Annotated in this window: 25 protein-coding genes; 17 read left to right on the top strand and 8 right to left on the bottom strand. The window is 71.5% G+C overall.

Translation table 11 applies throughout. The annotated features are described in order from the left end of the window. Positions 1 to 21 precede the first annotated feature (21 nt). Positions 22 to 1020, top strand: a complete 999-nt coding sequence (locus I3V78_RS34190; protein WP_204494345.1) for an aldo/keto reductase family protein — start codon at positions 22 to 24, stop codon at positions 1018 to 1020. Between the two features lie 25 nt (positions 1021 to 1045). On the opposite strand, the gene I3V78_RS34185 is transcribed toward I3V78_RS34190, so the two are convergent. From I3V78_RS34185 to I3V78_RS34175, 3 genes are read right to left on the bottom strand one after another with little or no spacing between them, the layout of a single operon-like run. Further along, complete coding sequence (locus tag I3V78_RS34185) at positions 1046 to 2812, bottom strand: fibronectin type III domain-containing protein (protein ID WP_204494343.1); 1767 nt, start codon at positions 2810 to 2812, stop codon at positions 1046 to 1048. A 60-nt stretch (positions 2813 to 2872) separates the two neighbouring features. After that, positions 2873 to 3997 (bottom strand): hypothetical protein, encoded by a 1125-nt coding sequence (locus I3V78_RS34180; protein ID WP_204494340.1) that lies wholly within the window; start codon positions 3995 to 3997, stop codon positions 2873 to 2875. Further along, positions 3994 to 5823, bottom strand: coding sequence for an HSP90 family protein (locus I3V78_RS34175; protein ID WP_204494338.1), 1830 nt, complete (start codon positions 5821 to 5823; stop codon positions 3994 to 3996). Before I3V78_RS34175 ends, I3V78_RS34180 begins: the two co-directional genes overlap by 4 nt. Before the next feature lie 147 nt (positions 5824 to 5970). On the opposite strand from I3V78_RS34175, the gene I3V78_RS39610 reads away from it, so the two are divergent. The 9 genes from I3V78_RS39610 (at position 5971) to rsmB (ending at position 15068) form a co-directional block, all read left to right on the top strand. Beyond that, positions 5971 to 6324 carry an LETM1 domain-containing protein gene (locus tag I3V78_RS39610; RefSeq protein WP_239576855.1) on the top strand — a complete coding sequence of 118 codons (354 nt, stop codon included), beginning with the start codon at positions 5971 to 5973 and terminating at the stop codon, positions 6322 to 6324. A 53-nt stretch (positions 6325 to 6377) separates the two neighbouring features. Next, complete coding sequence (locus I3V78_RS34165; protein WP_204494334.1) at positions 6378 to 7706, top strand: MFS transporter; 1329 nt, start codon at positions 6378 to 6380, stop codon at positions 7704 to 7706. A gap of 129 nt (positions 7707 to 7835) precedes the next feature. Further along, complete coding sequence (mxcK, locus tag I3V78_RS34160) at positions 7836 to 9062, top strand: myxochelin export MFS transporter MxcK (RefSeq protein WP_204494331.1); 1227 nt, start codon at positions 7836 to 7838, stop codon at positions 9060 to 9062. Between the two features lie 45 nt (positions 9063 to 9107). Continuing rightward, complete coding sequence (gene mxcL / locus I3V78_RS34155) at positions 9108 to 10385, top strand: myxochelin B biosynthesis transaminase MxcL (RefSeq protein WP_204494329.1); 1278 nt, start codon at positions 9108 to 9110, stop codon at positions 10383 to 10385. 218 nt (positions 10386 to 10603) lie between these two features. Further along, entirely contained in the window at positions 10604 to 10969 is a 366-nt protein-coding gene (locus I3V78_RS34150) for a putative periplasmic lipoprotein (protein WP_204494327.1), read from the top strand. 288 nt (positions 10970 to 11257) lie between these two features. Continuing rightward, positions 11258 to 11857 carry a signal protein gene (locus tag I3V78_RS34145; protein ID WP_204494325.1) on the top strand — a complete coding sequence of 200 codons (600 nt, stop codon included), beginning with the start codon at positions 11258 to 11260 and terminating at the stop codon, positions 11855 to 11857. A gap of 56 nt (positions 11858 to 11913) precedes the next feature. Beyond that, positions 11914 to 12849: a methionyl-tRNA formyltransferase gene (gene fmt / locus I3V78_RS34140; RefSeq protein ID WP_204494323.1), complete on the top strand. Its 936-nt coding sequence runs from the start codon at positions 11914 to 11916 to the stop codon at positions 12847 to 12849. A gap of 12 nt (positions 12850 to 12861) precedes the next feature. Next, positions 12862 to 13740, top strand: coding sequence for a type II 3-dehydroquinate dehydratase (locus I3V78_RS34135; protein ID WP_204494320.1), 879 nt, complete (start codon positions 12862 to 12864; stop codon positions 13738 to 13740). An 8-nt stretch (positions 13741 to 13748) separates the two neighbouring features. Then, entirely contained in the window at positions 13749 to 15068 is a 1320-nt protein-coding gene (rsmB, locus tag I3V78_RS34130) for a 16S rRNA (cytosine(967)-C(5))-methyltransferase RsmB (protein ID WP_204494318.1), read from the top strand. Between the two features lie 8 nt (positions 15069 to 15076). Here rsmB and I3V78_RS34125 read toward each other — a convergent pair whose 3' ends face one another. After that, positions 15077 to 15841: a serine/threonine-protein kinase gene (locus I3V78_RS34125; RefSeq protein WP_204494316.1), complete on the bottom strand. Its 765-nt coding sequence runs from the start codon at positions 15839 to 15841 to the stop codon at positions 15077 to 15079. Between the two features lie 241 nt (positions 15842 to 16082). On the opposite strand from I3V78_RS34125, the gene I3V78_RS34120 reads away from it, so the two are divergent. Both I3V78_RS34120 and I3V78_RS34115 read left to right on the top strand, forming a co-directional pair. After that, positions 16083 to 16631 (top strand): DUF2378 family protein, encoded by a 549-nt coding sequence (locus I3V78_RS34120; protein ID WP_204494314.1) that lies wholly within the window; start codon positions 16083 to 16085, stop codon positions 16629 to 16631. Positions 16632 to 16662: 31 nt separating this feature from the next. After that, a complete protein-coding gene (locus I3V78_RS34115; protein ID WP_204496903.1) occupies positions 16663 to 17400 on the top strand; it encodes an alpha/beta fold hydrolase in 738 nt (245 codons plus the stop codon). Between the two features lie 12 nt (positions 17401 to 17412). On the opposite strand, the gene I3V78_RS34110 is transcribed toward I3V78_RS34115, so the two are convergent. Together I3V78_RS34110 and I3V78_RS34105 are read right to left on the bottom strand one after the other, a co-directional pair. Continuing rightward, positions 17413 to 18312, bottom strand: coding sequence for a LysR family transcriptional regulator (locus I3V78_RS34110; RefSeq protein ID WP_204494312.1), 900 nt, complete (start codon positions 18310 to 18312; stop codon positions 17413 to 17415). A gap of 113 nt (positions 18313 to 18425) precedes the next feature. Continuing rightward, positions 18426 to 18728 (bottom strand): hypothetical protein, encoded by a 303-nt coding sequence (locus I3V78_RS34105; protein WP_204494310.1) that lies wholly within the window; start codon positions 18726 to 18728, stop codon positions 18426 to 18428. Between the two features lie 58 nt (positions 18729 to 18786). Here I3V78_RS34105 and I3V78_RS34100 point away from each other — a divergent pair, with 58 nt between their 5' ends. Together I3V78_RS34100 and I3V78_RS34095 are read left to right on the top strand one after the other, a co-directional pair. Continuing rightward, positions 18787 to 19899, top strand: coding sequence for an MJ1255/VC2487 family glycosyltransferase (locus tag I3V78_RS34100; RefSeq protein ID WP_204494308.1), 1113 nt, complete (start codon positions 18787 to 18789; stop codon positions 19897 to 19899). Positions 19900 to 19996: 97 nt separating this feature from the next. Further along, on the top strand, positions 19997 to 20185 hold the full coding sequence (locus I3V78_RS34095) for a hypothetical protein (RefSeq protein WP_204494307.1): 189 nt from the start codon (positions 19997 to 19999) through the stop codon (positions 20183 to 20185). A gap of 82 nt (positions 20186 to 20267) precedes the next feature. On the opposite strand, the gene I3V78_RS34090 is transcribed toward I3V78_RS34095, so the two are convergent. Beyond that, the gene (locus tag I3V78_RS34090; protein ID WP_204494305.1) at positions 20268 to 21308 is read right to left on the bottom strand and encodes an SDR family NAD(P)-dependent oxidoreductase; all 1041 of its coding nucleotides are present in this window, start codon (positions 21306 to 21308) and stop codon (positions 20268 to 20270) included. Positions 21309 to 21323: 15 nt separating this feature from the next. Next, positions 21324 to 21809 carry a TlpA disulfide reductase family protein gene (locus I3V78_RS34085; RefSeq protein ID WP_204494303.1) on the bottom strand — a complete coding sequence of 162 codons (486 nt, stop codon included), beginning with the start codon at positions 21807 to 21809 and terminating at the stop codon, positions 21324 to 21326. A gap of 252 nt (positions 21810 to 22061) precedes the next feature. On the opposite strand from I3V78_RS34085, the gene I3V78_RS34080 reads away from it, so the two are divergent. From I3V78_RS34080 to I3V78_RS34070, 3 genes are all read left to right on the top strand, one after another. Beyond that, positions 22062 to 22940 carry a hypothetical protein gene (locus I3V78_RS34080; protein ID WP_204494302.1) on the top strand — a complete coding sequence of 293 codons (879 nt, stop codon included), beginning with the start codon at positions 22062 to 22064 and terminating at the stop codon, positions 22938 to 22940. A 30-nt stretch (positions 22941 to 22970) separates the two neighbouring features. Further along, the gene (locus tag I3V78_RS34075) at positions 22971 to 24206 is read left to right on the top strand and encodes a hypothetical protein (protein ID WP_204494300.1); all 1236 of its coding nucleotides are present in this window, start codon (positions 22971 to 22973) and stop codon (positions 24204 to 24206) included. Between the two features lie 119 nt (positions 24207 to 24325). Then, on the top strand, positions 24326 to 26353 hold the full coding sequence (locus I3V78_RS34070) for a lipoxygenase family protein (protein WP_204494299.1): 2028 nt from the start codon (positions 24326 to 24328) through the stop codon (positions 26351 to 26353).

Below are 26353 nucleotides of genomic sequence, written 5' to 3'. Positions count from 1 at the left end.
GCGCCGGGTTAAGTCCGGCGCATGAACTTTCGCTTCCTGGGCAGGAGTGGACTGAAGGTCAGTGAGATCTCCTACGGCAACTGGTTGACCCACGGGTCGCAGGTCGAGGAGGAGGCGGCGCTCGCGTGTGTGCGCGCCGCGCTGGACGAGGGCATCACCACCTTCGACACGGCGGACGTCTACGCCGGCACGCGCGCCGAGGCCGTGTTGGGCCGGGCGCTCCACGGCCAGCGCCGCGAGGGCCTGGAGATCCTCACCAAGGTGTACTGGCCCACGGGCCCCGGACCCAATGACCGGGGCCTGTCGCGCAAGCACATCCTCGAGTCCCTGCACGGCTCGCTGCGGCGCCTGCAGACGGACTACGTGGACGTGTACCAGGCGCACCGCTACGACCACGAGACGCCGCTGGAAGAGACGATGCAGGCCTTCGCCGACGTCGTCCGCCAGGGCAAGGCGCTCTACATCGGCGTGTCCGAGTGGACGGCGGCGCAGCTGCGCGAGGGCGTGCGCCTGGCCCGCCAGCTGGGCTTCCAGCTCGTGTCCAACCAGCCCCAGTACTCCATGCTGTGGCGGGTCATCGAGGCCGAGGTGGTGCCCACCTCCCAGGAGCTGGGCGTGGGGCAGGTGGTCTTCTCGCCCATCGCGCAGGGCGTGCTCACGGGCAAGTACAAGCCGGGCCACAAGCCGCCCGAGGGCAGCCGCGCCACGGACGACAAGGGCGGCGCCAGCTTCGTCAAGCGCTACCTGGGCGACGAGGTCCTCACGCGCGTGCAGCAGCTCCAGCCCGTGGCCCAGGAGGCCGGGCTGTCGCTGGCGCAGCTCGCCGTGGCGTGGGTGCTGCACAACCCCAACGTCTCCTCCGCCATCATCGGTGCCTCGCGGCCCGAGCAGGTGAAGGAGAACGTGAAGGCCTCGGGCGTGACGCTGAGCCCCGAGGTGCTGCGCCGCATCGACGAGATCACCGGCCCCATCGCCGAGCGGGACCCCGCCCGGACGGCGAGCCCGCCCCAGCGGCCGTGACTCCGGTGGGGGGGCGCTCGCGGCCTCAGCGGGCCCGGGGCGCCTTGAGCTCCAGGGCCGCGGACTCACCGGGCGCGGGCTCCACGGCGAGGCGGGCCTTCTCGCCCGCCAGGGCCGCCGGGGTGGTCAGCGGGGCGCTCATCGCGTCCGCGTCGGCCACGTCCGTGAGCCGCTGGTGGCCGTAGGGGTTCGTCGCCAGGTCGATGCCGGGCGTCAGGTAGGCGATGACCGTGAAGAGGTACGTCTGGCCGGGCTGGAGGATGCCGGGGAACACGGTCACCGAGGTGTCCTTCGTGGACAGGTAGGCCACGTGGGTCGCCACGGTGCGCGTGCCGCTCGCGGACAGGCGCGAGACGCGCACGCGGTAGGCCGAGGGCGTGCCCACGAGCGGCGCCTTCCAGCGCACGGTCGGCGTGAGCGAGCCGAGCGTCCGGGCCTGCTGGGCGTCGACCCCGTCCACCGTCACGTCCTGCGCGGGCGTGATGCGCGGGGCGAAGGGCTGCTGCGGGGAGACGTGCGCGATGGGCCGCGTGTCGGCCAGGCCCACGCTGATGGAGCCCGAGGTGGTGCCCGGCAGCCGCAGGTTGACCTGGAAGTTGTGGGAGAGCGTGAGCACCTCGCCCCAGCTGAACGGGTAGGGGTTGCCGTAGCTGAAGACCAGGCGCTCGTCGCTGTAGCCCTGCATGGCGGCGGTGGACATGAGGTCTCCCACGTAGCCGTACCAGTGGTCGGCGCTCCACGCCGTGGGCGAGACGGTGAAGTACTGGGCGCTGCGCACGACCTGGGTGCTCACCTGGTGGCGGTAGGCCTCGAAGCGCGAGCGCCACCAGTCGAACACCAGCGTGCGGGGACGGGACTCGAGCAGCTCCCCGCGCACGACGAGCGGCGTGCCCGGGTTCATGCTCAGCCCGCCCTGGGTGAAGTAGCGGTCGACCGCCGAGTAGAACAGGCCGGCCCCGGTGCTGCGCTCCGCGAACGTGGTGATGTACTGGTAGTCCCCGCGCGAGGCGTCCAGGCGCACGGGGTTGGCCGGGTAGTACTGGGAATAGGTGGCGGGGCGGTCGACGATCGCCGTCGCGCCCCCCGGCACGGCCTCCTCGAGGTCGATGTACGCGCTCAGCCCGAGGTTGGAGCTGATGGCCTGCACCGTGGGGAAGCTGTCGAACTCCGGCGGCGGCAGGTTGTACGCGGTGAGGGTCGCCGGGGAGAGGGCCTCGCCGGGCTGCGCGTCCTGACGGCCGAGCTCATAGCCATCCAGGTTCACGGAGCGCGCGTCGGTGAGCAGGTGGAGCGTGCCGTAGCGCAGGTAGTACTGCCCCGCGGGCGCGTCGGGGATGCGGAAGGAGCCGTCCGCCGCCAGCGCCACCGTCAGGGGCCGCAGGCCGCCCCCGGACTCGAGCGCGAAGGCCTGGATGCCCGTCGACGGCGGGGAGCGGGGCTGGGTGAAGTCCGCCACGTCCGTGCGGTAGTGCAGCAGGTGGCTGCCGTGCACCACGAGGGAGCCCGCGTCCGGACCGCCCGCGTCCGGAAGGCCCGCGTCGAGGTCGGGCGGGCCCGCGTCGGGAACACCGGCATCCGTGGCGGGGGGACCCTGGTCCGGGACGGGGGGACGGGGCTCCTGGACGCCGGGACCCGGAGCCGGCTCGGTCGGCCGGGGCTCGGGGGTGACGTCGTTCCCAGGCGCTTCCGGGGTCGGGACGGGGGTCGCTGGCGCGGGAGGCTCGCCGGGACCACAACCCACCCAGAGCGTGGAGGCGAGGACAAGAGAAACGAGCGACCGCTGGACAGACACGTGGCATCCCCCTGGTCCCGGGTTCATCCCGGGAAAGACGGGGCGCAAACTACCACCGTTTCAATCCGGGACGTCGATGGGGAAGGGGCGGGCCTCGGCGCCCAGGGTGCGCGTGCGCTCGAGCAGGCCCCGGAAGCGCGCCGTGCCGTTGCGCGTGTCGAACCGCGCCGCGATCGTCTCCGCCTGGAGGGCGAACCAGTCGCGCAGCGCCCGCGTGTCGTAGACGCCCTCGGGGGCGTGGAGCGGGAAGGCACGGGGCAGGGCGAGCGTCACCCGGGGCTCACCCTCCACGAGCCGCCGCTCCAGCAGGGCGAGCGCGGCCGCGTGGAAGGAGAAGCGGTCGCGCTGGCTCGCGTGCGTGAGGGCCCAGGGCAGGTGCCGCTCGAGCAGGCGCAGGCCGCGCGCCACGTTGCCCGTGAGCGCGAGGAACTCCAGGTGCTCGCCCACGGTGGCGAGGAACTCCCGGTTGTCGCGCACCAGGGCATAGCCGCGCAGGTGGCAGTCGCGCGCCTGCTCCAGGTGGCCCAGCTTGAAGAGCGGGTAGAGGACGCTGCCCAGCGTCTGGTGGGGCACCTCGGCGCAGGCATGGCGGCCATCCAGCAGGGGCTGGGCCTTGCGCACCACCTGCGCGTAGTCGCCTTGCGAGAGCGGATGGTCCAGCTCGTCGTCGAGCTCGCACGCCAGACAGTCCGTGAGGTGATCCCTCGGGGCCTTGCGCCACTGGGCCCACAGCGCCGTGGCGCGCTCCGTGTCGCCCATGTCCTGGGCCGTCTGGTAGCGCAGCTTGAGGATCGCGCGCTCGCCCGCGCCCGCCTTCTCGAAGCCCCGCGCCGCGTCCTCCAGCGCCTCCTCGATCCGCTGGCGGCTGATGTGGGGGAACTCGTCGAGCCGGCCGACGATCCACTTCTGCTTCCAGAGCAGCCCCTCGGGCTCGAAGCGCTCGGGGTCGCGCTGCTGCTGGGCGCGGCACCAGGCGAAGGCCGCCAGGGCCCGGTCCGGAAAGCCGCCGAAGGTGGCCGCGTCGATGAGCGCGTCGCGCACGTCATAGGCGAGCCCCGTCTCCCCGTGGGCATCCGCCAGCCGGGCCGCCTCCTCCAGCGTCATCACCTTGGCCTCGCCGGGCTCCAGCTCCGAGGCGCGATCGAGCAGCTCCTCCAGCCGCGCCCGCCAATCCTCGCCGCTCAATGCAGACCTCCGGAGTCCTCGTCGTCGACGAGCTTCGCCTCGATGAGGCCGAGCAGGCCCCGGTTGAGCAGCGCCATCTCCCGGGCGTTGAGCGGGCGGTGGCCCAGCAGCAGGGCCTGCACGTAGAGCATCTCCACGGACAGCCGGAGCTGGGCGGTGTCGCGCACCCGGGCGAGCCGGCGCACCACGGGGTTGCGCAGGTTGAAGCACAGCTGGGGCCGCGCCTCGGGCGCCTCGGGCTCCTGGGCGCCCTCGAGCAGCGAGGCGTAGAGCGAGTCGGACTCCTCGCGCGCGCGCTCCAGGTCGCGCCGGAAGGGGCCCTCCTCCACGTCGCCATAGAGCGTGGGCACCTCGGTGGGGAGGAACTTCTTGAGGCTCACCTCGCAGTCGAAGGACGCCAGCGCCTCCTCGGCCACGCGCCTCAGCCGCGAGACGCCGTCGCGCTCCTCGGCCGTGAGCTCCTCGAAGCCCTGGGGCAGCTGGGCGGCGGAGAAGAGCTCCACGCGCGTGTCCTCGAGCACCCGGGGCAGCTTCTCCAGGAGCGCGGCGTCATGGGTGTAGGCGGCGTTGATGATGCACAGCCCCTGGGCGGCGGCCACCCGGGACACCTGGCGGAAGGTGTCCAGGGTGGTGACGTAGCGCACGGTGGACGAGGCCTGGCGGTAGTGCTCCAGCGTCATCATCCCCAGCGTGGTCTCGAAGGGCAGCCAGTGGATGACGAGCCGGTAGAAGTCGTCATCGTCCAGGGCGAGCGCCTTGACCGACAGGCCATGCAGGGCGATGAGCCGCTGGAGCGTGCGCGGCTCGTGCGTGGCGAGATCCACGAGGTACTGGCGCAGGCACTGCCCGAGCGCGGCGCGGGCGCGGGCGAGCGTGGCGTCCTCGTAGAATGCCTCGCGGCTGGCCGTGGGCCGCAGCTCCTGGGCGTTCACCACGCAGCGCACGAAGAAGGCCCAGTCGGGCAGCAGGTTCTCCGCGCGCTCGGACAGGAGCATGTCCTTGAGGTAGACGCGGTGCGTCTGGCGCGCGTGGAAGTTCGGCGAGAAGGGCAGCACGTACGCCACGCCCTCCACCTGTCCGGCCTCCGCGCGCAGCGGCACGCAGTCCACGAAGTCCATGCCGAACACCGCGCGCCCATGGGCCAGCAGGGCCTGGCGCCGCTCGCCCGCGCTTCCATACGCCCGGCGCCACGGGGGCGGCTCGGGGTTGAGGTGCTCGGTGCGGCCGTGGGCGGTGAGGTGGATGGGAAAGGGCAGCAGGCCTCCATAATGGAGGGCGAGCTGACGCACGCGCTCGGGCGTGAAGTACTCGACGGCGTCCGCCCGGGCGATGAGGAACACCTGGGTGCCGGGCTGGGCGAGGCGGTGCTCGGAGGGGCGCACCGAGTACGTCCCGTCCTGTCGGCCGCGCCACTCCCACGTCTCGTCCCCGCCCTTGACCGAGCGCGTCACGACGAGCAGCTCGTCACACACCATGAAGCAGGAGAGCAGGCCGATGCCGAACTGGCCGATGAAGTCGTTGCGGTGGGCCTCCAGGGCCTCGCGCTTGGAGCTCTCGCCGATGGTGGCCAGGAAGCGGTGCAGCTCCTCCTCGGTGAGGCCCACCCCCTCGTCCTCGAAGAGCAGGGTGGGGCGCCCTCCGTCCTGTTTCTCGATGAGCTCCACGCGCACCCGCCCTGGGTGGGTGGGCTCCAGGTGCCGCCGGGCCCGGGTGGCGTCGGTGGCGTTCTGGAGCAGCTCGCGCACGAAGACCCCGGGCGAGCTGTAGAGATGATGGGAGAGGAGGTCGATGACTCCCCGCAGGTTGACCTGGAAGCGATGATCCACGCGCCCGCGAGCCTAGCGCATCGGCGGCGGATGTCCGCTAGCGGCACTTGTCCGGCTTTTCCGCGTTTCGCGGTGGTGGCGTCGGGCAAAGGGGTGGAGTATGGGCGGGGTCACGGGAGGGCCGGCTCCCGGGGGTGGATGGTTCCAATGAAGAGCAAGGTGGCGTGGTTCTCCTCGCTGCTGGAGCACAACCTGCACTGGCTGCGCTGGGAGGCGCACGAGACGGCGGAGGTGTATCGGCTGTGGCGCCGGGCCCGGCGCGGCACGCCCCTGTCCTTCGAGGAGCGGCGGCGGGTGCGCGCCCAGCTCATCGACCTGGCCAAGGCGATTCCCGCGCTCGTGGTGTTCGCGGCGCCGGGCGGCCTGGTGCTGCTGGTGGTGCTCGGCAAGGTGCTGCCCTTCAGCCTCTTGCCCAGCGCGTTCCGGACGCCGCCGCCGACGGCGACGCCCGCGCCGGCGCCCGCGCGCGAGGACGGGCCGCCGGTGCGCGAGGTGGGCTGAGCCGCGCCGCGAGTTCTTGCCCGGCGGGGGAAAAGCGCGCTCTGCTGCGCGCCATGCGGACCGATCTCCCGGGTGACTCCACGCCGTCGCACGCGCAGCGACCGCTCTCCGGCCAGGACGTGAGGACCCTCGCGCTGGCGTCGTTGGGGGGCGCGCTGGAGTTCTACGACTTCATCATCTTCGTGTTCTTCACGGGGGTCATCGGCCAGCTCTTCTTCCCGCCGGACACGCCCGAGTGGCTGCGGCAGTTGCAGGCCTTCGGGCTGTTCGCGGCGGGCTACCTGGCGCGGCCCCTGGGCGGCATCGTGATGGCGCACTTCGGGGACCGGGGGGGCCGCAAGCGCATGTTCACGCTCAGCGTGTTCCTGATGTCGGTGCCCACGCTGCTCATCGGGCTGTTGCCCACCTACGCCACGGCCGGGTACGCGGCGCCCCTGGCGCTGCTGGTGCTGCGCATGCTGCAGGGCGCGGCGGTGGGCGGGGAGGTGCCGGGGGCGTGGGTCTTCGTCTCCGAGCACGTGCCCGAGCGGCGGGTGGGCCTGGCGTGCGGCACGCTCACCGCGGGGCTCACGTTCGGCATCCTCCTGGGCTCGCTGGTGGCCACGGCGGTCAACCAAGTCTACACGCCCGCGCAGGTGCGCGACTTCGGCTGGCGGCTGCCCTTCCTGGTGGGGGGCGTGTTCGGCTTCTTCGCCGTGTTCCTGCGCCGGTGGCTCGCCGAGACGCCGGTGTTCGAGGAGATGCGGCGGCGCAAGGCGCTCGTGCGCGAGCTGCCGCTCAAGGTGGTGCTGCGCGGCCAGCGCACCGGCGTGGGGGTGTCCATGCTGCTCACCTGGGTGCTCACCGCGGGCATCGTGGTGGTCATCCTGATGACGCCCGCGCTGATGCAGAAGCTGCACGGCCTGGCGCCCGCGCTCACGCTGAGGGCCAACACCCTGGCCACGTTGAGCCTCACCGTCTCGTGTATCGGCTTCGGCCTGGCGGTGGACCGCTTCGGGCTCGGTGGCGTGCTGGCGGTGGGCTGCCTCTCGCTGGTGGGGGGCACCTACGCGCTCTACCTGGGCGTGGGCGCGCGGCCCGAGTCCCTGGTGGCCCTCTCCATGCTCGCGGGCGGGGGCGTGGGCGTGGTGGGCGTGGTGCCCGCGGTCATGGTGCGCGCCTTCCCCTCCGAGGTGCGCTTCTCCGGGCTGTCCTTCTCCTACAACGTGGCCTACGCGGTGTTCGGCGGCCTGACGCCCCTGGTGGTGACGCTGCTCACCGAGCTCACCCCGCGCGCGCCCGCCCACTACGTGGCGGGCGTGGGCGCCGTGGGCCTGGCCGTGGCCGCCTTCCTCCTGCGCGCGGGCCCCTCGCGCTTCGGCGCGCTCGACGCCTCCTCCTGATCCACCCCGCGCGGCGTTGAGCGGGGGGACTTGCCATCCGGTCCGGATTGCGGATAGGGTGCGCGCACTTGATGATTTTGATTTTCATTATCAAAATCATCGTGAGCGTCGGGCCTTCTGGAGAACGTCGTGACCGTGTCCCCCTCGCCGCGGCGGGAGCCCTGGGTGCTCCTGCTGCTGGCCGCCGTGCAGTTCACCCACCTGATGGACTTCATGATCGTCATGCCGCTGGGGCCGGAGTTCATGCGCCTCTTCGGCATCTCGGCGGCGAGCTTCGGGGTGTTGGTGTCGGCGTACACGCTGGCGTCGGCGGGGATGGGGCTGTTGGGCGGGCTGTGGCTGGACCGGTTCGATCGCAAGCGCACGCTGCTGGTGCTGTACGCGGGGTTCATCGGGGCCACGTGTCTGTGTGGCCTGGCGGCGGGGCACGGGGGCCTGCTCGCGGCGCGCACCCTGGCGGGGGCCTGCGCGGGGCTGATGAGCGCGGTGATCCAGGCCACCGTGGGGGATTTGATTCCCGCGGAGCGCCGGGGCCGGGCCATCGGCACGGTGATGGCGGCGTATGGCTTGAGCGCGGTGGCGGGGGTGCCGGTGGGGTTGGGGCTGGCGAGCCAGTGGGGCTGGCGCGCGCCGTTCTGGGCCATTGGCGCCCTGGCGGCGGCGGTGTGGGTGGGGCTGGCCGTGCTGATGCCCGCGGTCGACGGGCACCTGTCCCGCGAGCCCGCGGCGCGCGGGTCCCCGGCGCGGCCGGAGTGGACGCCGGGCCTGGCGCTCGGATGGGTGCTGACGTTCGGCGTGGTGTTCGCCGGCTTCCTGCTCATTCCCTATTTGAGCCCCTTCATGGTGGGCAACCTGGGCCTGCGGCTGTCGGACCTGTCCTGGGTGTACCTGTGCGGCGGGGCGGCCTCGCTCGTGAGCGCGCGGGGCATCGGCCGGCTCGTGGACCGCCTCGGTCCGGTGCGGGTGCTGGGCGGCCTGCTCGTGGCCACCACCGTGCCCTTCCTCGTGTTCACGCACCTGTCCGCGGCCTCGCCGCCGGTGGTGGCCGGGGTGTTCGTGCTCTTCATGGGGCTGACGTCGGGCCGGGCCATTCCCACCATGGCCCTGGTGGCCTCGCGGGTGCCGCCCGCGCTGCGCGGCCGCTACCTCGCGGTGAACATGGCGGCGAGTGATGGCGCCTCGGGCCTGGGCGCGTGGGCCAGCGGCCTGCTCATCACCGTGGCCCCAGGCGGCGCGCTCGAGGGCCTGGGCACGGTGGGCTGGCTCGCCGTGGGCGTCACCGGCGGGGCGCTCGTCACCCTGTGGCTGTTCACCCGCCGCGTTCCGGTGACGGGCGCGCGCGCGGCGCCGGCCTGAACTCCTCTTCCGCAGTCCCTGCTTCCCACCCCCAAAGGACGTCGCATGACCTCTCCGACCCGACACCCCTCGCTGCCCCGGCCCATCGAGGGCGGCATCCAGCTGACCGAGTCCCACCGCCTGATGGCCGAGGCGAAGAAGCTGGTGCCCGGCCTCACCCAGACGATGATGAAGAAGCCGGAGATGTTCGCCCCCGGCGCCTTCCCCGTGTACCTCGCCCGCGGCCAGGGCTCGCTGGTGGAGGACGTGGACGGCCAGCAGTACATCGACTTCATCTGTGGCCTGGGCGCCAGCTCGCTCGGCCACAACCACCCGGCCGTGGTGGAGACCATTCGCGCGCACCTCACGGATGGCATCCTGCACTCCCTGCCCACGGCGTGGGAGGTGAGCTGCGCGCGCACGCTCGTGGAGATGATCCCCGGCGGTGAGCAGGCGCGCTTCTTCAAGACGGGCGCGGATGCCACCTCGGCGGCGGTGCGGCTCGCGCGCATCGTCACCGGCCGCGAGCACATCATCACCATCGGCTACAACGGCTGGCACGACCACTTCATGTACGACACACCGGGCGTGCCCGCGGTGATGGCGCAGTACACCACGCGCATGCCCCTGTTCGAGGCGCCCGACGAGGCGGCCCTGCTCGCGCGCATCGAGCAGACCGGGAGCCAGCTCGCCGCGGTGCTGCTGTCGGTGCCCTTCAACCGCTGTCTCACCCGCGACTTCATGCACACCCTGCGCGCCACGTGCACCCGGCACGGTGTGCTGCTCATCCAGGACGAGGTCATCACCGGCTTCCGCCTGGCCCGGGGCGGCGCCCAGGAGTTCTTCGACGTGCGGGCCGATTTCGTGTGCGTGTCCAAGGCGCTCGCCGCGGGCATGCCCCTGTCGGCGGTGGTGGGGCCGGAGAAGTACCTGAGTCGGTTGGCGGACACGCAGGTGTCCACCACGTTCGGCGGTGAACTGCTCTCGCTCGCGGTGTGCGAGGCCGTGCTCAAGGAGACGGCGAAGCCGGGCTTCATCGAGCACCTGGCGGCCATGGGCCGGCGGCTCGCCACGGGCATCAACGCCCATGCCGAGCGTCTGGGCTCGCCCCTGCGCGTGCTGGGCTATGACGCCATCCCCCTGTTCCGCTTCTCCCCGAATCCCATGGAGAACGCGAAACTCACCCAGCCCTTCCAGGCCGCCATGGCTCGCCGGGGCGTCATCCTGCGGCGCGACCTCAACTTCATCTGCTCGGCGCATACCCCGGAGCAGATCGACTACACGGTGGACATGGCCGCGGAGTCGATGCGCGAGTGCCTGAACACGGGCGCCCAGGCGGCCTGAGTCGCGGGGGGGTATTGGTTGGGCCGTGCACCGGCCCAACGCCTCCGGGCACTTGGCTCGCCTGGTCGCCTGGAGGCTGAGTTCAAATCCTCTCATTCATTAGAGGAGATGAAGACGACTGCACGCCGCATTCGTTTGGTGTTCCGCTTTTATTTGCATCCGTGGCGGATGATTCCTAGGTGTTAGGGGGAGCAACCAACCCCAGACAGGAGTCCGTCATGAAGAAGCTCGTCATCCTCGCCACCGCCGCCATGGGCGTGTGGGGCTGCTCGCACTCGTCCACCGCCGGCCAGCGGTCCGATGCGCACCAGCCGACCTATCAGCGGCCGCTCGAGCGTCGTCCCCAGCCCGCGGATCAGAACGAGAAGGAGCGCGCCCAGAGTGACCGCCGGGGCGCACCCACCGTCTATGACGGCGAGGCCACGGGTGGCTCGGGCCACTCGGTGACGACGCCCGAGGGCCAGACCTGGACGCCCGAGTCCGCGCCCGGCAACACCGTCGCCCATCCGCCCGGGCCGTCCTCGCCCGACAGCCAGTCCGACGTGAGCGACGAGGGCCCGTCCCCGGACGCCACGCGCCGGTGATGAATCGTTGCAGCCTTCCTATTTGGATGCACTCCGCAAGCAATTGGGTGCGGCTTGCAAACAATTGGATGGGTCATGCAATGAGTTGACCGCGCGTCAACACAGACACGTCAAGGCAGACTCGATTCAGTGATATCACTCCGGGAACCGCGTCCGACCCCCCCCCAGCGAGGCGGGTCCGCGGTTCCCGCGGAGGCATCCGCCCCCGAGGCCGGGTACTCCCGCCGTAAACCCGGCATGTCGGAAGGTGCGAGCCAACCCGGGAGATTGCAGTACGCTGCCCCCGCCATGTCCTTCGACCCCGCCCCCCCGGCGCGCCCCCATATCCTGCGGCGCCAGTACCTGCTCGATGCCGGATTCCAGCTGCGCTACATGCTGCGCCTCGCCGCGCTGGGCGGTGGGGGGGTGATGCTGGTGGGGGTGCTGGCCTGGCGCTCGCACCAGTCCGTGCTGGAGCAGGGCGCCACGCCCGAGGCCCTGGCGCTCAGCGGCGAGACGATGCTGTGGCTCACCGGCCTGGGCGCGCTCGCCATGGCGGGGGTGCTGGCGCTCTTCGGGCTCGTCCTCACGCACCGCGTCGCGGGGCCGGTGTACGTGATGAACCTCTACCTGGCGGCGCTCGCCGCGGGGCGCTTTCCCCGGATGCGGCCCCTGCGGCGCCGGGACGAGCTGCGCGGGTTCTTCTCCCAGTTCAGCGGCACCGTGGACCGCCTGCGCGAGCGCGAGGCGGAGGAGGCGCGGCTCTTGTCCGAGGTCATCGACGCCCTGGCGCCCGTGGCCTCCACCCAGGATGCCCAGGCGGCCCTGCGCATCCTCGGCTCGCTCCAGGCCCGCAAGCGTCAGGCCATCGAGGGCCCCACCTCCGGGGCGCTCAAGTCCGTGGCCTGAAGCGGCCCCGACGGGCCTTCCTTGTCGACTACACTGCTCCCGCCCCGCCTCATTCCATGACCCGTCCCCGCATCGTGTTCATGGGCACGCCTGAGTTCGCCGTGCCCTCCCTGGCCGCCCTCTTCGAGCTTGGCGACGTGGTGGCCGTCGTCACCCAACCGGACAAGCCCAAGGGCCGGGGCCAGGCGCTGGCCATCTCCCCGGTCAAGGCCTACGCGCTCGAGCGGGGCGTGCCCGTGCTCCAGCCCCAGAAGCTGCGCACGCCGCCCTTCTCGGAGGTGCTGCGCGAGTACCAGCCCGACGTCGCCGTGGTGACGGCCTACGGGAAGATCCTCCCCAAGGATCTGCTCGACACGCCCCGGCACGGCTGCCTCAACGTGCACGCCTCGCTCCTGCCGCGCTTCCGGGGCGCCGCGCCCATCCAATGGGCCATCGCCCACGGGGACCCCGAGACGGGCGTGGCCCTGATGGTGATGGACGTGGGCCTGGACACCGGGCCGGTGCTGGCCGAGAAGCGCCTGCCCATCGCCCCGGACGAGACGAGCGCCACGCTGCACGACAAGCTGTCGCACCTGGGCGGGGCGCTCTTGCGCGAGCACCTGCCGGCCTACCTGCGCGGGGAGCTGACCCCGCGGCCCCAGCCCGAGGAGGGCATGGTGCTCGCGCCCATCATCGCCAAGGAGGAGGGCAAGCTCGACTTCTCCCAGCCGGCGGTGGTGCTGGAGCGGCGGCTGCGCGCCTTCACCCCCTGGCCGGGGGCCTTCACCTCGCTGGAGGGCAAGCTCTTCAAGGTGCACCGGGCCCAGGTGGGCACGGGGCAGGGCGCGCCGGGCACGGTGCTGAGCGCGGGTCCGCAGGGCCTGGAGGTGGCGTGCGGCGAGGGCTCCCTCGTCCTGCTGGAGGTCCAGCCCGAGGGCAAGCGGGTGATGCCGGCGGGCGATTTCCTCTCGGGCCGCAAGCTCGCGCCGGGCAGCCGGCCCTTCGACACCTAGGAGACACGCGACATGGGCAAGAGGCTGTTGGTGCTGCATGGGCCGAACCTGAACCTGGTGGCCGGCCTGGACGCCGCCGTGAAGGCGCGCGCGGCGCAGTTGGGCCTGGAGCTGATCGGGGTGCAGTCCAACCACGAGGGCGTCCTGCTGGACACCCTCCACGCCGAGCGCTCCCGGGTGCAGGGCGTGGTGGTGAGCCCCGCGGGCCTCTTCGGCTCCTACCCGCTGCGCGATGGCCTGGAGGCCGTGGGCCTGCCCGTGCTCGAGGTGTACGTGTCTCCGCTCGGCGAGCGCGTGTCCGTGGTGGCCGAGGCCTGCGCCGACACCCTGGAGTCCGAGGGGCTCGACGCCTACCTGGAGGCCCTGACGCGCTTCGCGAACGATGACCTCACCGGGGAGGACGGCGAGGACGACGAAGAGGACGAGGACGCGGACGAAGAGGACGACGACTCGGACGACGACGTGGTCGTGGGGCCGGGCAAGACGCTGGGCCGCAAGCCCAAGACCGCCGCCGCGCCGGCCGCGCCCGGCCCGGGCTCGCGCAAGACGCTGGGCCGCAAGGTCGTGGAGGCCCCGGCGCCGGCCGCCTCGTCCTCGAAGACGTTGGGCCGCAAGCCGAAGGGCACCTCCGAGGCCCTCTCCGAGGACGTCGTCTCGCGCGCGCTCGTCCACAAGAAGATCTCCGACCGGCTCGCGGGCCGCCTGTCCCCGGCGGAGCTCGCCGCCTGGGCGCGCACCCGGTGGCTGGAGGTGCAGGGCGGCGGGCCGACCGAGAGCGGCCAGCGCGACCTGTTGGAGGAGACCCTGCAGCGCCTCACCCTGTCCAACATCCCCGCGAGTCGTCTGTCCGAGCGGGAGCTCGTGGACCTGATGACCCGGATGGACCGATAACGCCCGCCATGAACGCACGCGCCACCACCATCCAAGTCCTCAGCCGGGTCCGGGCGACGGACGCCTATCTCAACGTGGTGCTCGACACGACCTTGTCGGAGTCACCGCCGGCGGACCCCCGGGACACGGCCTTCATCACCGAGCTCGTCTACGGCACCACGCGCCGCGAGCTCGCCCTGGACTACGCCATCACCCGCTTCGCCGACCGCAAGCTGGAGGCGCTCGAGGACAAGGTCCTGGCGGCGCTGCGCGTGGGGGCCTACCAGCTCTTCTACACGCGGGTGCCGGCGCGCGCGGCGGTGGCCGAGACGGTGCAGGCGCTCAAGGACGTGGGCCTCTCGCGTGCCTCGGGCTTCGCCAACGCCATCCTGCGCAAGCTGTCCACGCTGCCCGGCCAGCCGCTGCCGCCCGAGGACGACCTGGCGGAGTTCCTCTCCGTGCGCGAGAGCCATCCGCGCTGGCTCGTGGAGCGCTGGCTGCGGCAGTTCGGCCGGGAGCGCGCCGAGGCGATGCTGGTGGCCAACAACCAGACGCCCTCGGTGGTCATCCGCGCCAACAGCGCGAAGGTGACCCGCGACGCGCTGCTCGAGCAGCTGCGCGAGGCGGGCCTGGAGGCGCGGCCCACGGCGGTGTCGCCGGTGGGCATCGTGCTGCCGCCGGTGGGCCGGGTCGAGGACGTGTACGGCTACGCCGAGGGCCTGTGGCAGGTGCAGGACGAGGCGGCGCAGCTCGTGGGCGTCTATGGCGCCATCCCCGAGACGGCGCGGGTGCTGGATGCGTGCGCGGCGCCGGGCGGCAAGGCGTGCCACCAGGCGGAGACGCACGAGGTGGTGGCCACGGACGTGCACGCGAACAAGATGCGGAAGATTCTCTCCGAGGCCCGGCGGCTGGGCCTGATGGGGAAGCTGCGCGCCGAGGTGCACGACGCGACCGAGCCCTGGCCGGAGGCGTGGGGCGAGTTCCACGCGTTCGTGGTGGACGCGCCGTGCTCGGGCCTGGGGACGCTGCGGCGCCACCCGGAGCTGCGCTACCGGCGCAAGCCCGAGGACTTCGCGCGGCTGGCGGTGCTGCAGCGGCGCATCCTGGAGAACTGCCAGGAGGCGGTGCCGCCCGGGGGGCTGCTCGTGTACGCGGTGTGCACGCACGAGCCCCAGGAGGGGCAGGACCAGGTGGAGATGTTCCTGCGCAGCCATCCCGAGTGGACGGCGGAGCCGCCGGTCCCGCGTGAGGGAGTGAAGCTGCCGCTCACGCAGGCCTACCTGCGCACGCTGCCGGGCCCGGAGGGCTGGGACGGCTTCTTCGCCGCGCGGCTGCGCAAGCTGTACTGAGCCGCGCGTCACTCGCGCGAGGGCAGGGTGAGCGGATCCGGCGGCTCGGGCTCGTAGTTCTCCGGGCGGGGCGGGGCGGGGTCGGGCAGGGTGCGCAGGATGGGCTTGAGGGCGCTCCACGCCTCGGTGGCGCTCGCGAAGCGGCGCGAGGGCTCGCTCGCCGTGGCCTTCTCCACCCACGCCTCCCATCGGCCCGTCCACGCGCCGTCCTTCCGCGTGGCCAGCATGTCCCGCACGATGCGGCCGTAGGCGAACAGGTCCGCCGTCGCGGGCACGGGCCCCGACTCGCCCGACTCGGGGGCCAGGTACTCCTCGCCCACCTGCGGCGGCTTGAGCCAGTCCTGGCCCTGGGCGCGCCGGAACTGCTCCCACCCCAGGTCGAGCACGCATGCCCGCGCGCCGCCCTCACCCGAGGCCACCAGCACCCGCGAGGCGCGCAGCCGCCCGTGCACCAGCCCCGCGGCATGCGCCGTGTCGAGCGCCTGGGCGAGCTGCTCCGCGAGCGCCTGGAGGTAGGGGATGTCCAGCCCCACCGCGTGCAGGCCCCCCAGCATGGAGGGCAGCGACTCGCCGTTCCACCAGGGGCGCACCACCCAGAGGGCCTCGCGGGCCGGGTCGTACCCGACGTCCTTCACCGGCGGGAAGGCCGCGTTGCCGGTGGCCTCCGCCGCGCGCATCGTCCGCGAGAAGTGCTCCAGCTCGCCGGGCGTGGGGGCGCGCAGCGTCCGCCACAGCGTCAGGCGGCCCGGACCTTCTCCCTGGGTAGGTTCCACCTGACACTCCGTGTCGGGTTCATCGCCAAGGGCGGCGCGGACGACCCGCCATGTGCCTGCGAGGATGTCACCTGGGCTCAGTGGGTTCATGGTCGGGAGTGTAGACTGGATGGACCCCCCCGACGGCAGGACCTTGGGTCGAATGCCGTCCAGCCTCCAACAGCTGACGGGGTCACCTGCCCCCCCGGCCACCGAGCGAGCGATGACGGAGAAAGGCTCACCTCAGGACCTGGAAGAGCGGATGGCGCTCGTCGCCCCCGAGGCCACGCTCCGGGGCTTCTTTTTTACCGGGATCCTCGCCCAGGTGCGGCTGCTCGGGGACGAGGCGGTGACGCGCCAGTGCGAGGAGGCGGCGGGGGGAGACCGCTTCATGTTCTTCTTCAGCTACCCGGTGTCGGCCATGCTCCGGCTGCTCTACACGGCCGCCTGGGCCCTCAAGGGTCCCCGGGGAGACTTCGCCCAGGTGATGCGGCACCTGGGCCAGGAGATCGCCCCGGACTACCTGGAGTCGGGCACGGGGCGGGTCCTGGTGCTGCTGGCCGCGGGCGAGCCCCGGCGGCTGCTCAACGGCTTTCCCTCGGCCTACCGCACCGCCGTGCGGCATGGGGACTGCACGGTGACGTGGATGGGCACCCACGCGGCCCGGATCTCCATCCAGGGCAGCCCGCTGCCGGCGGAGTACTACGAGGGCGCGGTGCGGGGCGTGTTCTCCTTCACCCAGGTCGCCCAGGTGGCGACCGTGGTGCGGCAGGTCTCCCCCCTGCTCATCGAGGTGGACGTCTCGTGGTAGGCACGCGCCCTGGACGAGCGTGAGGAGCCCGATGCGGCGCGAGGTGGAGCTCAAGGCGGTGGCGGGGCGGGGCCCCCGGGTGCTCCTGTTGCCCGGCCTGGGCGCGCGCGGCTCGGGCTTCGAGGCGCTCGCCGAGCGGCTGTCGCGGGTGGCGCGTCCCGTGCTCGTCGAGTACCCGGAAGGGCCGCACGCGGCGCGGGGCGCGGGGGCGCTCGCGCGGGAGGTGCTCGCGGCCGCGGGGGCCGTGGACGCGGTGGTGGCGAGCTCCTTCGGGGGCATGGTGGCCGCCCACCTGGCCCTGGCGGGGGCCGTGCGGGGCGTGGCCTTCCTCGGCTCCTTCACCCGGCCCGAGCACCTGGGCCCCCGGGGTCATCTGCTGCCCATCATGGGGCCGCTCGCGCTGCTGGGCCGGCCGGGCCCGCTCACGGCGGCCCTGGCCTCGTGGCGACCCGTGGCCTGGTCGCGCGTGCCCGAGGTGGTGCCCACCACGCGGCGCGAGCGGATGAGCACCTGGCACCGGGCCTTCGCCATTCCCCGGGAGCCACCGCCCGCGCCGCTCAACGCGCTGCCGGTGACGTGCGTGTGCATCCAGGGCAGCCATGACGTGCTGGTGCCCGCGGCGTCCATGGCGCGGCTGGCGGCCTCGCTGCCGCCCGGCACGCCCCAGCATCTGCTGCGGGGCGCGGGCCACGTGCCCTACTTCACCCACCCCGACGACTGCGCGCGCCTGCTCACCCCGTGGCTCGCGGCGCTGCCCGCGGCGGAGTGAGGCCGCGCCGACTCAGGACTCGTCGCCCGCGGCCTCGGCCAGCTTGAAGGCCTCGAGCACCGCGGCCGAGGCCCGGTCCAGGTACTTGCCCTTGCGGATGAGCAGGCCGATGGGCCGCGACACCGCGCCCTCGGCGAAGGGCTTGGACACGAGCGTGCCCTGCGCCACCTCGGCCGACACCGTGGCCATGGGCAGGATGGCCACGCCGATGCCCATCTCCACCGCGCGCTTGATGGTCTCGACGTTGTCGATCTCCATCACCGGGTTCAGGTCCAGGTTCTTCTCGCGCACCAGCCGGTCCAGCGCCTTGCGCGTGGGTGCCTCGCGGTCGAAGGCGATGAAGGGCACGCCCGAGAGCGCCGTGAGGCTCACCTTGCTCTTGGTGGCGAAGGAGTGGTTGGGCGCGCACACCACCGCGAGCTTGTCGTCGCGAAAGGGGTGGATGTCCACGCCCGCGCGCGGCTGCGGGTAGGCCACGATGCCAATCTCCGCCGCGCCCAGGATGACGTCGTCGTACACCTGGTCGTTGCGCCGGTAGTTCAGGCGCATGTTCACCTTGGGGTGCGTCTTGAGCAGCTGCTTCTGCACGTTGCGCAGCTCGTGCAGGCCCACCGAGTAGATGGTGGACACCGTCGTGGTGCCCTGCACCTCCGTGGACTGCTCGCGGATCTCCTGCTCCACCTCGGCGAAGCGGGCGAGGATCTCCTTGCACCCGCGGAACAGCCGCTCGCCGGCGGGCGTCGGCGTCACCTGCCGCGCGCTGCGCGACAACAGCTTCTGCTCGTACCGGTTCTCCAGGGCGCGGATCTGCTGGCTCACCGCCGACTGCGTCACGTGGTTGAGCTGCGCGGCTCGCGAGAAGGAGCCCGTCTCCACCACGTCACAGAACATCTTCAAGGATTCAAGCTGCATAGGGCGGTGCCCCTCCTAACCGAAGCCTTATGACGTGGCCAGCCATAATTAGTGGTTCTACGTCCACCGCCAAGATGTCTTCACCCGGAGCGGGGCCGCTTGAGCCCCAAACATCATGCAGTGGGCGCGGGGGCCTTGGGCTGCCGCAAGAGGAGGATGCCGGCGATGCCCAGCGCGAGCAGGCCAGCGCCCATCAGGGTCTGGAAGCGCCCCATGCTCACGGAGGCGTCGCGGGTGAAGCCGCACTGCACGTCCGACAGGTCCAGGCAGTCCACGGGGACCAGGCGCGTATAGAACCCGAGCGCCAGCAGGGCGAGGCCGCCCAGGAGCAGCCCGCCGCTCAAGCCCATCAATCCCGCGCGCACCAACCGCTTCGATGTCGCCGCCTCCTGGGGGCCGCTCGCCTCTGATTGCATGGGGGCGGACGCTAGCGCCCATGGCCTCCGGGCGCCACATCCCGCGTATGCTCGGGCCATGCGAATCCTCTACGGTGTCGTTGGCGAAGGCATGGGTCATGCCACCCGCTCCCGGGTCCTGCTCGAGGAACTCACCCGGGAGCACGAGGTGCAGATCGTCGTCTCCGGGCGCGCCAAGGACTACCTGTCCAAGCGCTTCGAGAACGTCCACGGCATCTGGGGCCTCACCCTGGCGTACGAGGGCAACTCGGTGAAGAAGCTGCAGACGCTGCTGCAGAACCTCTCCGGCGCGGTGAAGGGCTGGCCGCACAACATCCGCCAGTACTTCGAGCTGGCGGAGAGCTTCAAGCCGGACGTGGTGGTGAGCGACTTCGAGAGCTTCAGCTACCTGTTCGGCCGCAACCACCGCCTGCCCGTCATCAGCGTGGACAACATGCAGATCATCAACCGGTGCAAGCACGAGCCGGAGCTGCTCGCCGGGTGGGAGGACGACTTCGAGGGCACGCGCGCGCTCGTGAAGGCGAAGCTGCCCGGGTGCTTCCACTACTTGGCCACCACGTTCTTCTATCCGCCCGTGCGCAAGGAGCGCACGTCGCTGCTGCCCTCCATCCTGCGGCCGGAGATCCTCGCCGCGAAGTCCGAGCCCGGTGAGCACCTGCTCGTCTACCAGACCACCACCACCAACACGGCGCTGCCGGACATCCTCAAGCAGAGCGGCCTGACGTGCCACATCTACGGCCTGCGCCGCGACCTCACCGAGGACGTGCGGGACGGCAACCTGCTCTACCGGCCCTTCAGCGAGAAGGGCTTCATCGACGACCTGCGCACCGCGCGCGCGGTGGTGGCCGGCGGGGGCTACACCCTCATGAGCGAGGCCGTCTACCTGCGCAAGCCCATGCTCACCCTGCCGCTCAAGGGCCAGTTCGAGCAGGTGCTCAACGCGCTCTACCTGGAGAAACTCGGCTACGGCATGCACGCGTCCGAGCTCACCGTGGACGTGCTGCGCGACTTCCTCCAGCGCGTGCCCCGGTGCCAGGAGGCCCTCAAGGGCTACGAGCAGGACGGCAACGTGAAGATGATCGCCGCCCTGCGCGAGCAGCTCGCCCGGGCCGCCGAGGACAAGGGCCGCTGGTGGGACGCCGCCGAGCGCGATGGCCTCGTGAAGGGCTGAGCGCTCGCCCGCCTGGCCGCTGTCCGGTCAACCCTGGCCGGGGGACTGGCCCCTCTGTCCGCCCTCCCTATCTTCCCCTCACCACAGGGAGGCGAGCATGGAATACAAGAAGCCGGGGAAGGTGAAGGAAGCCCTGAAGCGCGACTGGGAGCAGACCAAGCACGACTTCAACAAGAAGAAGGGCACGGAGCTCAACCAGGATGCCGGTGACACCTTGAAGCAGGCCGCGGGCAAGGAGCCGATTCCTCCGCCCTTCGTGCCGAACATCGACGTGGACAAGAAGTAGTTCTCCGTCCACCGGTCGTACTCCAGGCTCCCCCCGGGTCATCCCCGGGGGGAGCCTTCTTCTTTGGGGCCTCCTTGGCGCCTCAGTGCAGCAGTTCGTTGTTGCGCAGGGCCGCCCAGCGCGTGAGCTGCGTCACCCACGAGCGCGTCAGGGGCGTCTCGCTGTCCCGGCCCCGGTGGCGCTCCGTGCTGCCGTCCTGCGGCATCATCCGGTTGATGCCCGCCAGCACCGCCGCCGTCAGCTCGGGGGCCAGGGTGCGCGCGAGCGCCGCCAGCTTCGCCGTCGCGCCCACCAGCGCCTCCGCGTCACCCCGGCGGCACGCCTCGACGATCTGCCCCGCCGCGCGCTCGGCGCTGATCGACAGCAGCGGCAGCGAGTCACCCGTCACGAACCACGCGTACTCCGCCTCGTGGTCCCCCTTGAAGAAGGCGTTGGGCGGGCTGCCCGTGCGCATCAGCGTGGGGCACACCGTGGTCACCCGGATGCCGTCCTGGGCCAGCTCCGCGCGCAGCCCGTCCGACAGGCCCACCAGGGCGAACTTGCTCGCGCTGTAGGGCACCAGGTGCGGCACGCTCACGCGTCCGCCGATGGAGGACACGTTCACGATGCGGCCCCAGCCCCGCCGCTTCATCTCCGGCAGCACCGCCAGCGTCATGTACAGCGGACCCCAGAAGTGCACGTTCATCGCCTCCTCGAAGTCCTCCTCCGTCATGGACTCGAGAGGCCCCACCTGGATGATGCCGGCGTTGTTCACCAGCACGTCCACCACGCCGAAGCGCTCGTGCACCCGCGCCACCAGGGCCTCCACCTGCACGCGGTCCGTCACGTCACACGGCAGGGCGAGCACCTCGCCGCCCGCGCGCTCCAGCTCGTCCCGGGCCCGCGCCAGCTCCACTTCCTCGCGGGCGCAGAGCACCACCCGGGCGCCCTCGGCCACGAACCGCCGCGCCATCACGAGCCCCAGGCCCCGCGAGCCGCCCGAGATGAGCACCGTGCGCCCCTTGAAGCTCACGGGCTCCCGGCGCAGGGCCTTGAGGCCCATCACCGCGCCCAGCCCCGCCGCGGCGAGCGCGCCCAGGGTGAACCGCGAGCCCGTTGCGTCCTTCTTGTTCCGTCCAGTCATGTGTCCTCCTCGGGATCAGGGCGCGTGGGCGTCCTGGGAAAGAGACTCCGCGTGGGTGAGCTGCTCCAGCAGCGGCCGCAGCACCGCCTCCACCGACTCCTCGCCCGTCACGCGCAGCCGCATGACGAGTCGCGCGTCGTAGACGAGGTAGCTCGGGGAGCCATCCACCCCGTAGGCCAGGGCCATGGAGCCGTCGTCCGTCGCCACCGGGTGGTGGAAGCCCAGCCGCTTCGTCAGCGTCTCCAGGCGGTTGGTGTCCATGGCGCGCTCCAGCGCCTCGCCAGGCAGGGGCACGTGCACGCTGATGACCTGCAGGCCCCGGGGCTGGAATTCCTCGATCAAGGCCTTGAACTGGGGCAGTCGGGCCCGGCTGCCCACGTCCCGCTCGTTCCAGAAGTGCAGGAGCACGGGTCGGCCATGCAGGTCATGCACGTGCACCGGGGCGTTGATCCAACCGCCCTCGGGATCCAACAAGGTCAACGGAACGTCGAGCGTGGACATGGGCGGCCCTCGGGCAGAAGTGGTGCTCCGCTCAAGCTATGCATCCAGTGTCGTGCGACCGACACACCCGCTCTCCCGCCTGTCCTCCCCCCGGGAGGGCCCTGGAAAAGCGGATTTGACGCGTTGAGTCGTCAAGTCTCGACTTCAGGGGGATTGAAGAGTTCCTGAATTCTAAGAAAGAGTGGACGCCCCGGCTGGCTGCCCGCCAACCGGGTTCCCTCATTCCCCCATCGAGCAGCAGGAGCCCTTCCCATGAACACGTTCATCCGCGCGGTCGCCGTGACGGCCGCCCTGGTCGGCGCCGAGGCGTCGGCCACCAACTACACGCTGTGGATCCACGGCAAGAACGACAACAAGACCCAGGGCGGCAACCACGCCGACTTCTCCTACTGGGGCCCGAGCAGCGCCGCGGCGGGTGTGAACAAGAAGGCCGTCAACTGGAACGGCACCCAGCGCATCTCCGTGGAGAACTACCGGGTGCGCGACGCGCTCGACTGCTACTGCACCAATGGCAACTGGTGCTACGTCGCCGTGCACAGCGCGGGTGACCTGCAGATCGGCTACGCGCTGTCGATGTACGGCGGCTCCGCGCGCAACAAGAAGGACGCCCGGCCCAACTCGAGCGGCGTGTGCGGCGACGTGGGCGGCACCCAGACGGGCTGGAACATCAAGTGGGTGGACGTGGCCTCGGGCGCGTCCGGCGGCAGCGAGCTCGCGGACAAGGGCGAGTGGGCGGTGAAGGACCCGCTCGTGAGCGACCTGGTCACCACCACGGCGCGCGCCATGTACAACCACAACACCACGCGCTCGGTGTGGTTCTACAACTTCGCCGGGTCCAAGGGCACGCTCTACTCGGGCATCCTCCCGGGCCAGGACGACGAGGCCGTGTCGTACCACTCCACCGGCGGCGTCTCGGGCTCCTCGGGCGCCTCGCTGTGCAACCCGGGCGATCTGTTCTGCGGCGGCACGCTCAACACCGGCACCTCCGCGTGCAGCAGCGGCCAGGCCAAGTGGTCCTACCACTCGGTGAAGCTGCGCGATGACAATGAGGCCTACGATCACCACGCCGCCGGCAACTGGGCGGGTATCATCGCGCCCGTGCGCGCCGACGTGGCCACCAACGCGAAGTAGTCCCCATCGCGCCTCACCGGAAGACCTCTCATGAAGCACACCCCACGCCGCAACCGGTGGTCCCTCTTGCTGCTTCCGCTCGTGCTGGGAATCGGCGGGGTGCTGCTCTCCCTGACGCTCTTCCGGTCCACGCCGGGCCCGGACGAGGTGCCCTCCCGGGGGTCCTCGTCCGCCGCTCGGGCCGAGGTCCCTCCGCCCGGTGCGCCCCGCGCCCCCAAAGCGGGGCCGCCCCGGGTCGATGCGCCCGTGTTGTCCGCCGCCGAGGCCGAGCGCGCGCTGTGGCGCGAGCGGCTGGAGCGGGCCCGCTTCTCGCTGGACTCCTACCGGAGCTCCACGCGCTATCCGCCCGAGTCCCGCCCCATCGAGGAGCACCCGGACCAGGTGTACCCGGCCTCGCCCGAGCGCCGGCAGCCCCTGGGCAAGGAGCAGGGGGACATCGCGCTGCGCCTCAAGCAGGAGAAGGTCTTCGTGGTGGGCGAGGAGGTCGTGCGCTTCTTCGTGGGCTGCGAGAACCGACACACCGGTCAGCCGCTGTCCTGCGAGGTGCACTCGGCCACCGCGCACGAGGCGCCACACATGGAGCTGGCGGGACAGATGGCCCCCATGCCCCTGACGTTCAACGACTCGGGCCACTCGGGGGACGACGTGGCGGGAGACGGCCAGTGGACCGCGTCCTTCCAGCCCGCGCGCCAGGGCTTCGCGATGTTCGAGGGCACCTTGCGCGTGGACTTCCGCGTGCGTGCCCAGAACAACGCGGAGGGCGGCGCGTTCTTCGACATCATGTTCACCGCGGCGCCTCCGGCCACCTTCACCGGCAAGGTGCGCGAGGCCGTGGAAGGGGGACATCTGCGGCTCTACCTGGGCCTCCAGGTCCGCAAGGCGGGCCGGTATGTCTTCGCGGCGCGCGTGGACGACGAGGCGGGCGTGCCCTTCGCCTACCTGAACTTCAACGACGAGCTGCAGGCGGGCACGCGCGAGGTGCCGCTGTACATCTCCGGCCTGCAACTGCACGACAAGAACCCGGACTTCCCCCTGCGGCTGCGCGACGTGGACGGCTTCCTCCTGCACGAGCGGGGAGACCCGGATCGCTCGCTGGTGAAGCCCCTGCCGGGCCTCGTCCACACCACGGGCGCGTACACGCTGGACCGCTTCTCCCGGGACGAATGGACGAGCGAGGAGCGCGAGCGCTACCTCGCCGAGTTCGGCAAGGACGTGGCCGAGGCCCAGCAGCACCTGGACGCGCTGGCGGGCGCGGGCGCTCCCTGACCGGCTGACTCGTCAGTCGTCCCGTCGGTACGCCCTGAGTGGAAGGCCTGGCCTCTGGGCGGATTGAGATGCGCACGCCGAGTGCGTTGTGTATGGGTCCTTCACTCCAGGAGGAACTCATGACCGTGACCTACAAGATCAAGATCCGCACGGGCGCTCGCGCGGGCGCGGGCACGGACGGCGACATCTCGGTGGTCCTGGTGGGCGCGAAGGGGGAGAGCGAATCGCACGCGCTCGACAAGCGCTTCTACAATGACTTCGAGGCGGGCGCCGAGGACGTCTACGACATCAAATCCCGGGAGCTCGGCGAGCTCCTGGCGCTGCGGTTCTCCAACGAAGCGGGCGTGACGGGGGACTGGTTCCTCGACTTTGTCGTCGTCTCCCTGGGAGACAGACACTGGCGCTTTCCGCACTACCGCTGGGTGCTGCGCAACTCGACGGTCGAGGTGCTCGAGGGCACGGCGCGGCTGCCGCAGCACGAGACCGAGCCCCGGCTGGCCGAGGCCCGGCGCGCGCAGCTCCACGAGCGCCAGGAGATGTACACGTGGCGTCCCGCCGGGGCGACCGCGGGCCTGCCCGGCGCGATGGAGATCAGCGCGCGGCGGCCCCTGCCCAAGGACGAGCTGTACCGGGGCTTGTCCCAGGGCGGCTCCGAGTCGGTCATCGCCAAGACGATGGCCGGTCTGCGCACGAACATGCCCCTGCTGGGCAAGGCGTGGAACGGGTTGGTGGACACGCTCGGGCTCTTCAAGGGCCAGGACAAGCCCCGGGTCGCCCCCCGCTGGCAGGACGATCACGAGTTCGCGCGCCAGGCGGTGCAGGGGGTGAGCCCGCTGCACATCACCTCCATCACCGCCCTGCCCGAGGGCCTGCCGCTCTCGGACACGGAGGTGCGCGGCCTGCTGTCTCCGGGCTCCACCCTGGCCGAGGCCCTCGCGGCCCGGCGCGTCTTCCTGCTCGACTTCGAGATCCTCGACGACATCCCCATGTTCCGTCGGGTCGACAAGGAGGGCGTGGAGGAGCGGCGATGGGCACCCCCGGCGCGCTGCCTGCTGTACCTCGAGGACTCGCGCAAGCTGCGGCCGCTGGCCATCCAGCTCGGACGCGATCCGGCGACCGCCCCCGTCTTCACGCCGAATGATCCGGCGCAGGACTGGCTCGCCGCGAAGCTCTACCTGCGCTGCAGCGAGGGCAATACCCACCAACTGGTGTCCCACGCGCTGCGCACGCACTTCGTCGTGGAGCCCTTCGTCGTGGCCTCCCTGCGCAACCTGTCCGACCGACACCCCGTCTACAAGCTGATGCGGCGCCACTTCCGCTACACGCTCGCCATCAACGAGGGCACGCGCAAGAGCCTGCTCGACGCGGGCGGGGTGTTCGACGAGTTCATCGCCACGGGAGGTCCGGACAAGGGCCACCTCAAGCTGGGCCAGAAGGGCTATGGCCGCTGGACGCTGCTCGACAACAAGCCGCGCGTGGACCTGGCGCGCCGCGGGGTGCTGGCGCCCTCCGTCCTCCCGGACTACCCCTACCGCGACGATGCCCTGCCGCTGTGGGACGCCCTGGAGGCGTTCGTGAGCGACACCCTGGCGCGCTTCTACAAGTCCAGCGCCGAGCTGCTCCAGGACACCGAGATGCAGGCCTGGTGGAAGGACCTCACCACGCACGGCCTGCCCGTGGACAAGCTGCCGTGCACGGAGCTGACGCGGGTGGCGGACCTGGTGGACATCCTCACCACGGTGCTCTTCACGGGCAGCGTGCACCACGCGGCGGTCAACTCCCTGCAGTACGAGCACTATGCCTTCGTGCCCAACGCGCCCTTGTGCATGCGCCAGCCGCCGCCCACGAAGAAGGGCGTGCTCCAGGCGGCGGACTTCGCGGAGATGATTCCCACCCGGGCCCAGACGCTCTGGCAGGTGGCCATGGGCCGCGCGCTGGCGAGCTTCGGCGAGGACGAGGAGTTCCTGCTCAGCGAGGGGGGCTGGCGCGAGACGTACTTCCACGAGCCCGAGTTCCTCGCCATCCGCGAGCGCTTCCACACCCGGCTGCGCGGGCAGCTCGCGGCGGTGAAGCTGCTCAACGCCACGCGCGAGGTGCCCTACACCGTGCTCCAGCCCGACAGGATTCCCTGCGGCATCACCGTCTGA

This window comes from Archangium primigenium (genome assembly GCF_016904885.1).
Classification (GTDB): domain Bacteria; phylum Myxococcota; class Myxococcia; order Myxococcales; family Myxococcaceae; genus Cystobacter; species Cystobacter primigenius.
Note: the sequence above shows the minus strand (reverse complement) of the source record. Positions and strands in the feature narration are given on the sequence as shown.

Bases quoted from the DNA above. Each gene is read 5' to 3' on its own strand.
- I3V78_RS34070 (WP_204494299.1), top strand. From the start codon at position 24,326: ATGACCGTGACCTACAAGATCAAGATCCGCACGGGCGCTCGCGCGGGC.
- I3V78_RS34095 (WP_204494307.1), top strand. From the start codon at position 19,997: ATGGAATACAAGAAGCCGGGGAAGGTGAAGGAAGCCCTGAAGCGCGAC.
- I3V78_RS34115 (WP_204496903.1), top strand. From the start codon at position 16,663: ATGCGGCGCGAGGTGGAGCTCAAGGCGGTGGCGGGGCGGGGCCCCCGG.
- I3V78_RS34100 (WP_204494308.1), top strand. From the start codon at position 18,787: ATGCGAATCCTCTACGGTGTCGTTGGCGAAGGCATGGGTCATGCCACC.
- I3V78_RS34190 (WP_204494345.1), top strand. From the start codon at position 22: ATGAACTTTCGCTTCCTGGGCAGGAGTGGACTGAAGGTCAGTGAGATC.
- I3V78_RS39610 (WP_239576855.1), top strand. From the start codon at position 5,971: ATGAAGAGCAAGGTGGCGTGGTTCTCCTCGCTGCTGGAGCACAACCTG.
- I3V78_RS34105 (WP_204494310.1), bottom strand. From the start codon at position 18,728: ATGCAATCAGAGGCGAGCGGCCCCCAGGAGGCGGCGACATCGAAGCGG.
- I3V78_RS34135 (WP_204494320.1), top strand. From the start codon at position 12,862: ATGGGCAAGAGGCTGTTGGTGCTGCATGGGCCGAACCTGAACCTGGTG.
- mxcL (WP_204494329.1), top strand. From the start codon at position 9,108: ATGACCTCTCCGACCCGACACCCCTCGCTGCCCCGGCCCATCGAGGGC.
- I3V78_RS34150 (WP_204494327.1), top strand. From the start codon at position 10,604: ATGAAGAAGCTCGTCATCCTCGCCACCGCCGCCATGGGCGTGTGGGGC.
- I3V78_RS34145 (WP_204494325.1), top strand. From the start codon at position 11,258: ATGTCCTTCGACCCCGCCCCCCCGGCGCGCCCCCATATCCTGCGGCGC.
- I3V78_RS34110 (WP_204494312.1), bottom strand. From the start codon at position 18,312: ATGCAGCTTGAATCCTTGAAGATGTTCTGTGACGTGGTGGAGACGGGC.
- I3V78_RS34080 (WP_204494302.1), top strand. From the start codon at position 22,062: ATGAACACGTTCATCCGCGCGGTCGCCGTGACGGCCGCCCTGGTCGGC.
- I3V78_RS34090 (WP_204494305.1), bottom strand. From the start codon at position 21,308: ATGACTGGACGGAACAAGAAGGACGCAACGGGCTCGCGGTTCACCCTG.
- I3V78_RS34085 (WP_204494303.1), bottom strand. From the start codon at position 21,809: ATGTCCACGCTCGACGTTCCGTTGACCTTGTTGGATCCCGAGGGCGGT.
- I3V78_RS34165 (WP_204494334.1), top strand. From the start codon at position 6,378: ATGCGGACCGATCTCCCGGGTGACTCCACGCCGTCGCACGCGCAGCGA.
- rsmB (WP_204494318.1), top strand. From the start codon at position 13,749: ATGAACGCACGCGCCACCACCATCCAAGTCCTCAGCCGGGTCCGGGCG.
- I3V78_RS34120 (WP_204494314.1), top strand. From the start codon at position 16,083: ATGGCGCTCGTCGCCCCCGAGGCCACGCTCCGGGGCTTCTTTTTTACC.
- fmt (WP_204494323.1), top strand. From the start codon at position 11,914: ATGACCCGTCCCCGCATCGTGTTCATGGGCACGCCTGAGTTCGCCGTG.
- I3V78_RS34075 (WP_204494300.1), top strand. From the start codon at position 22,971: ATGAAGCACACCCCACGCCGCAACCGGTGGTCCCTCTTGCTGCTTCCG.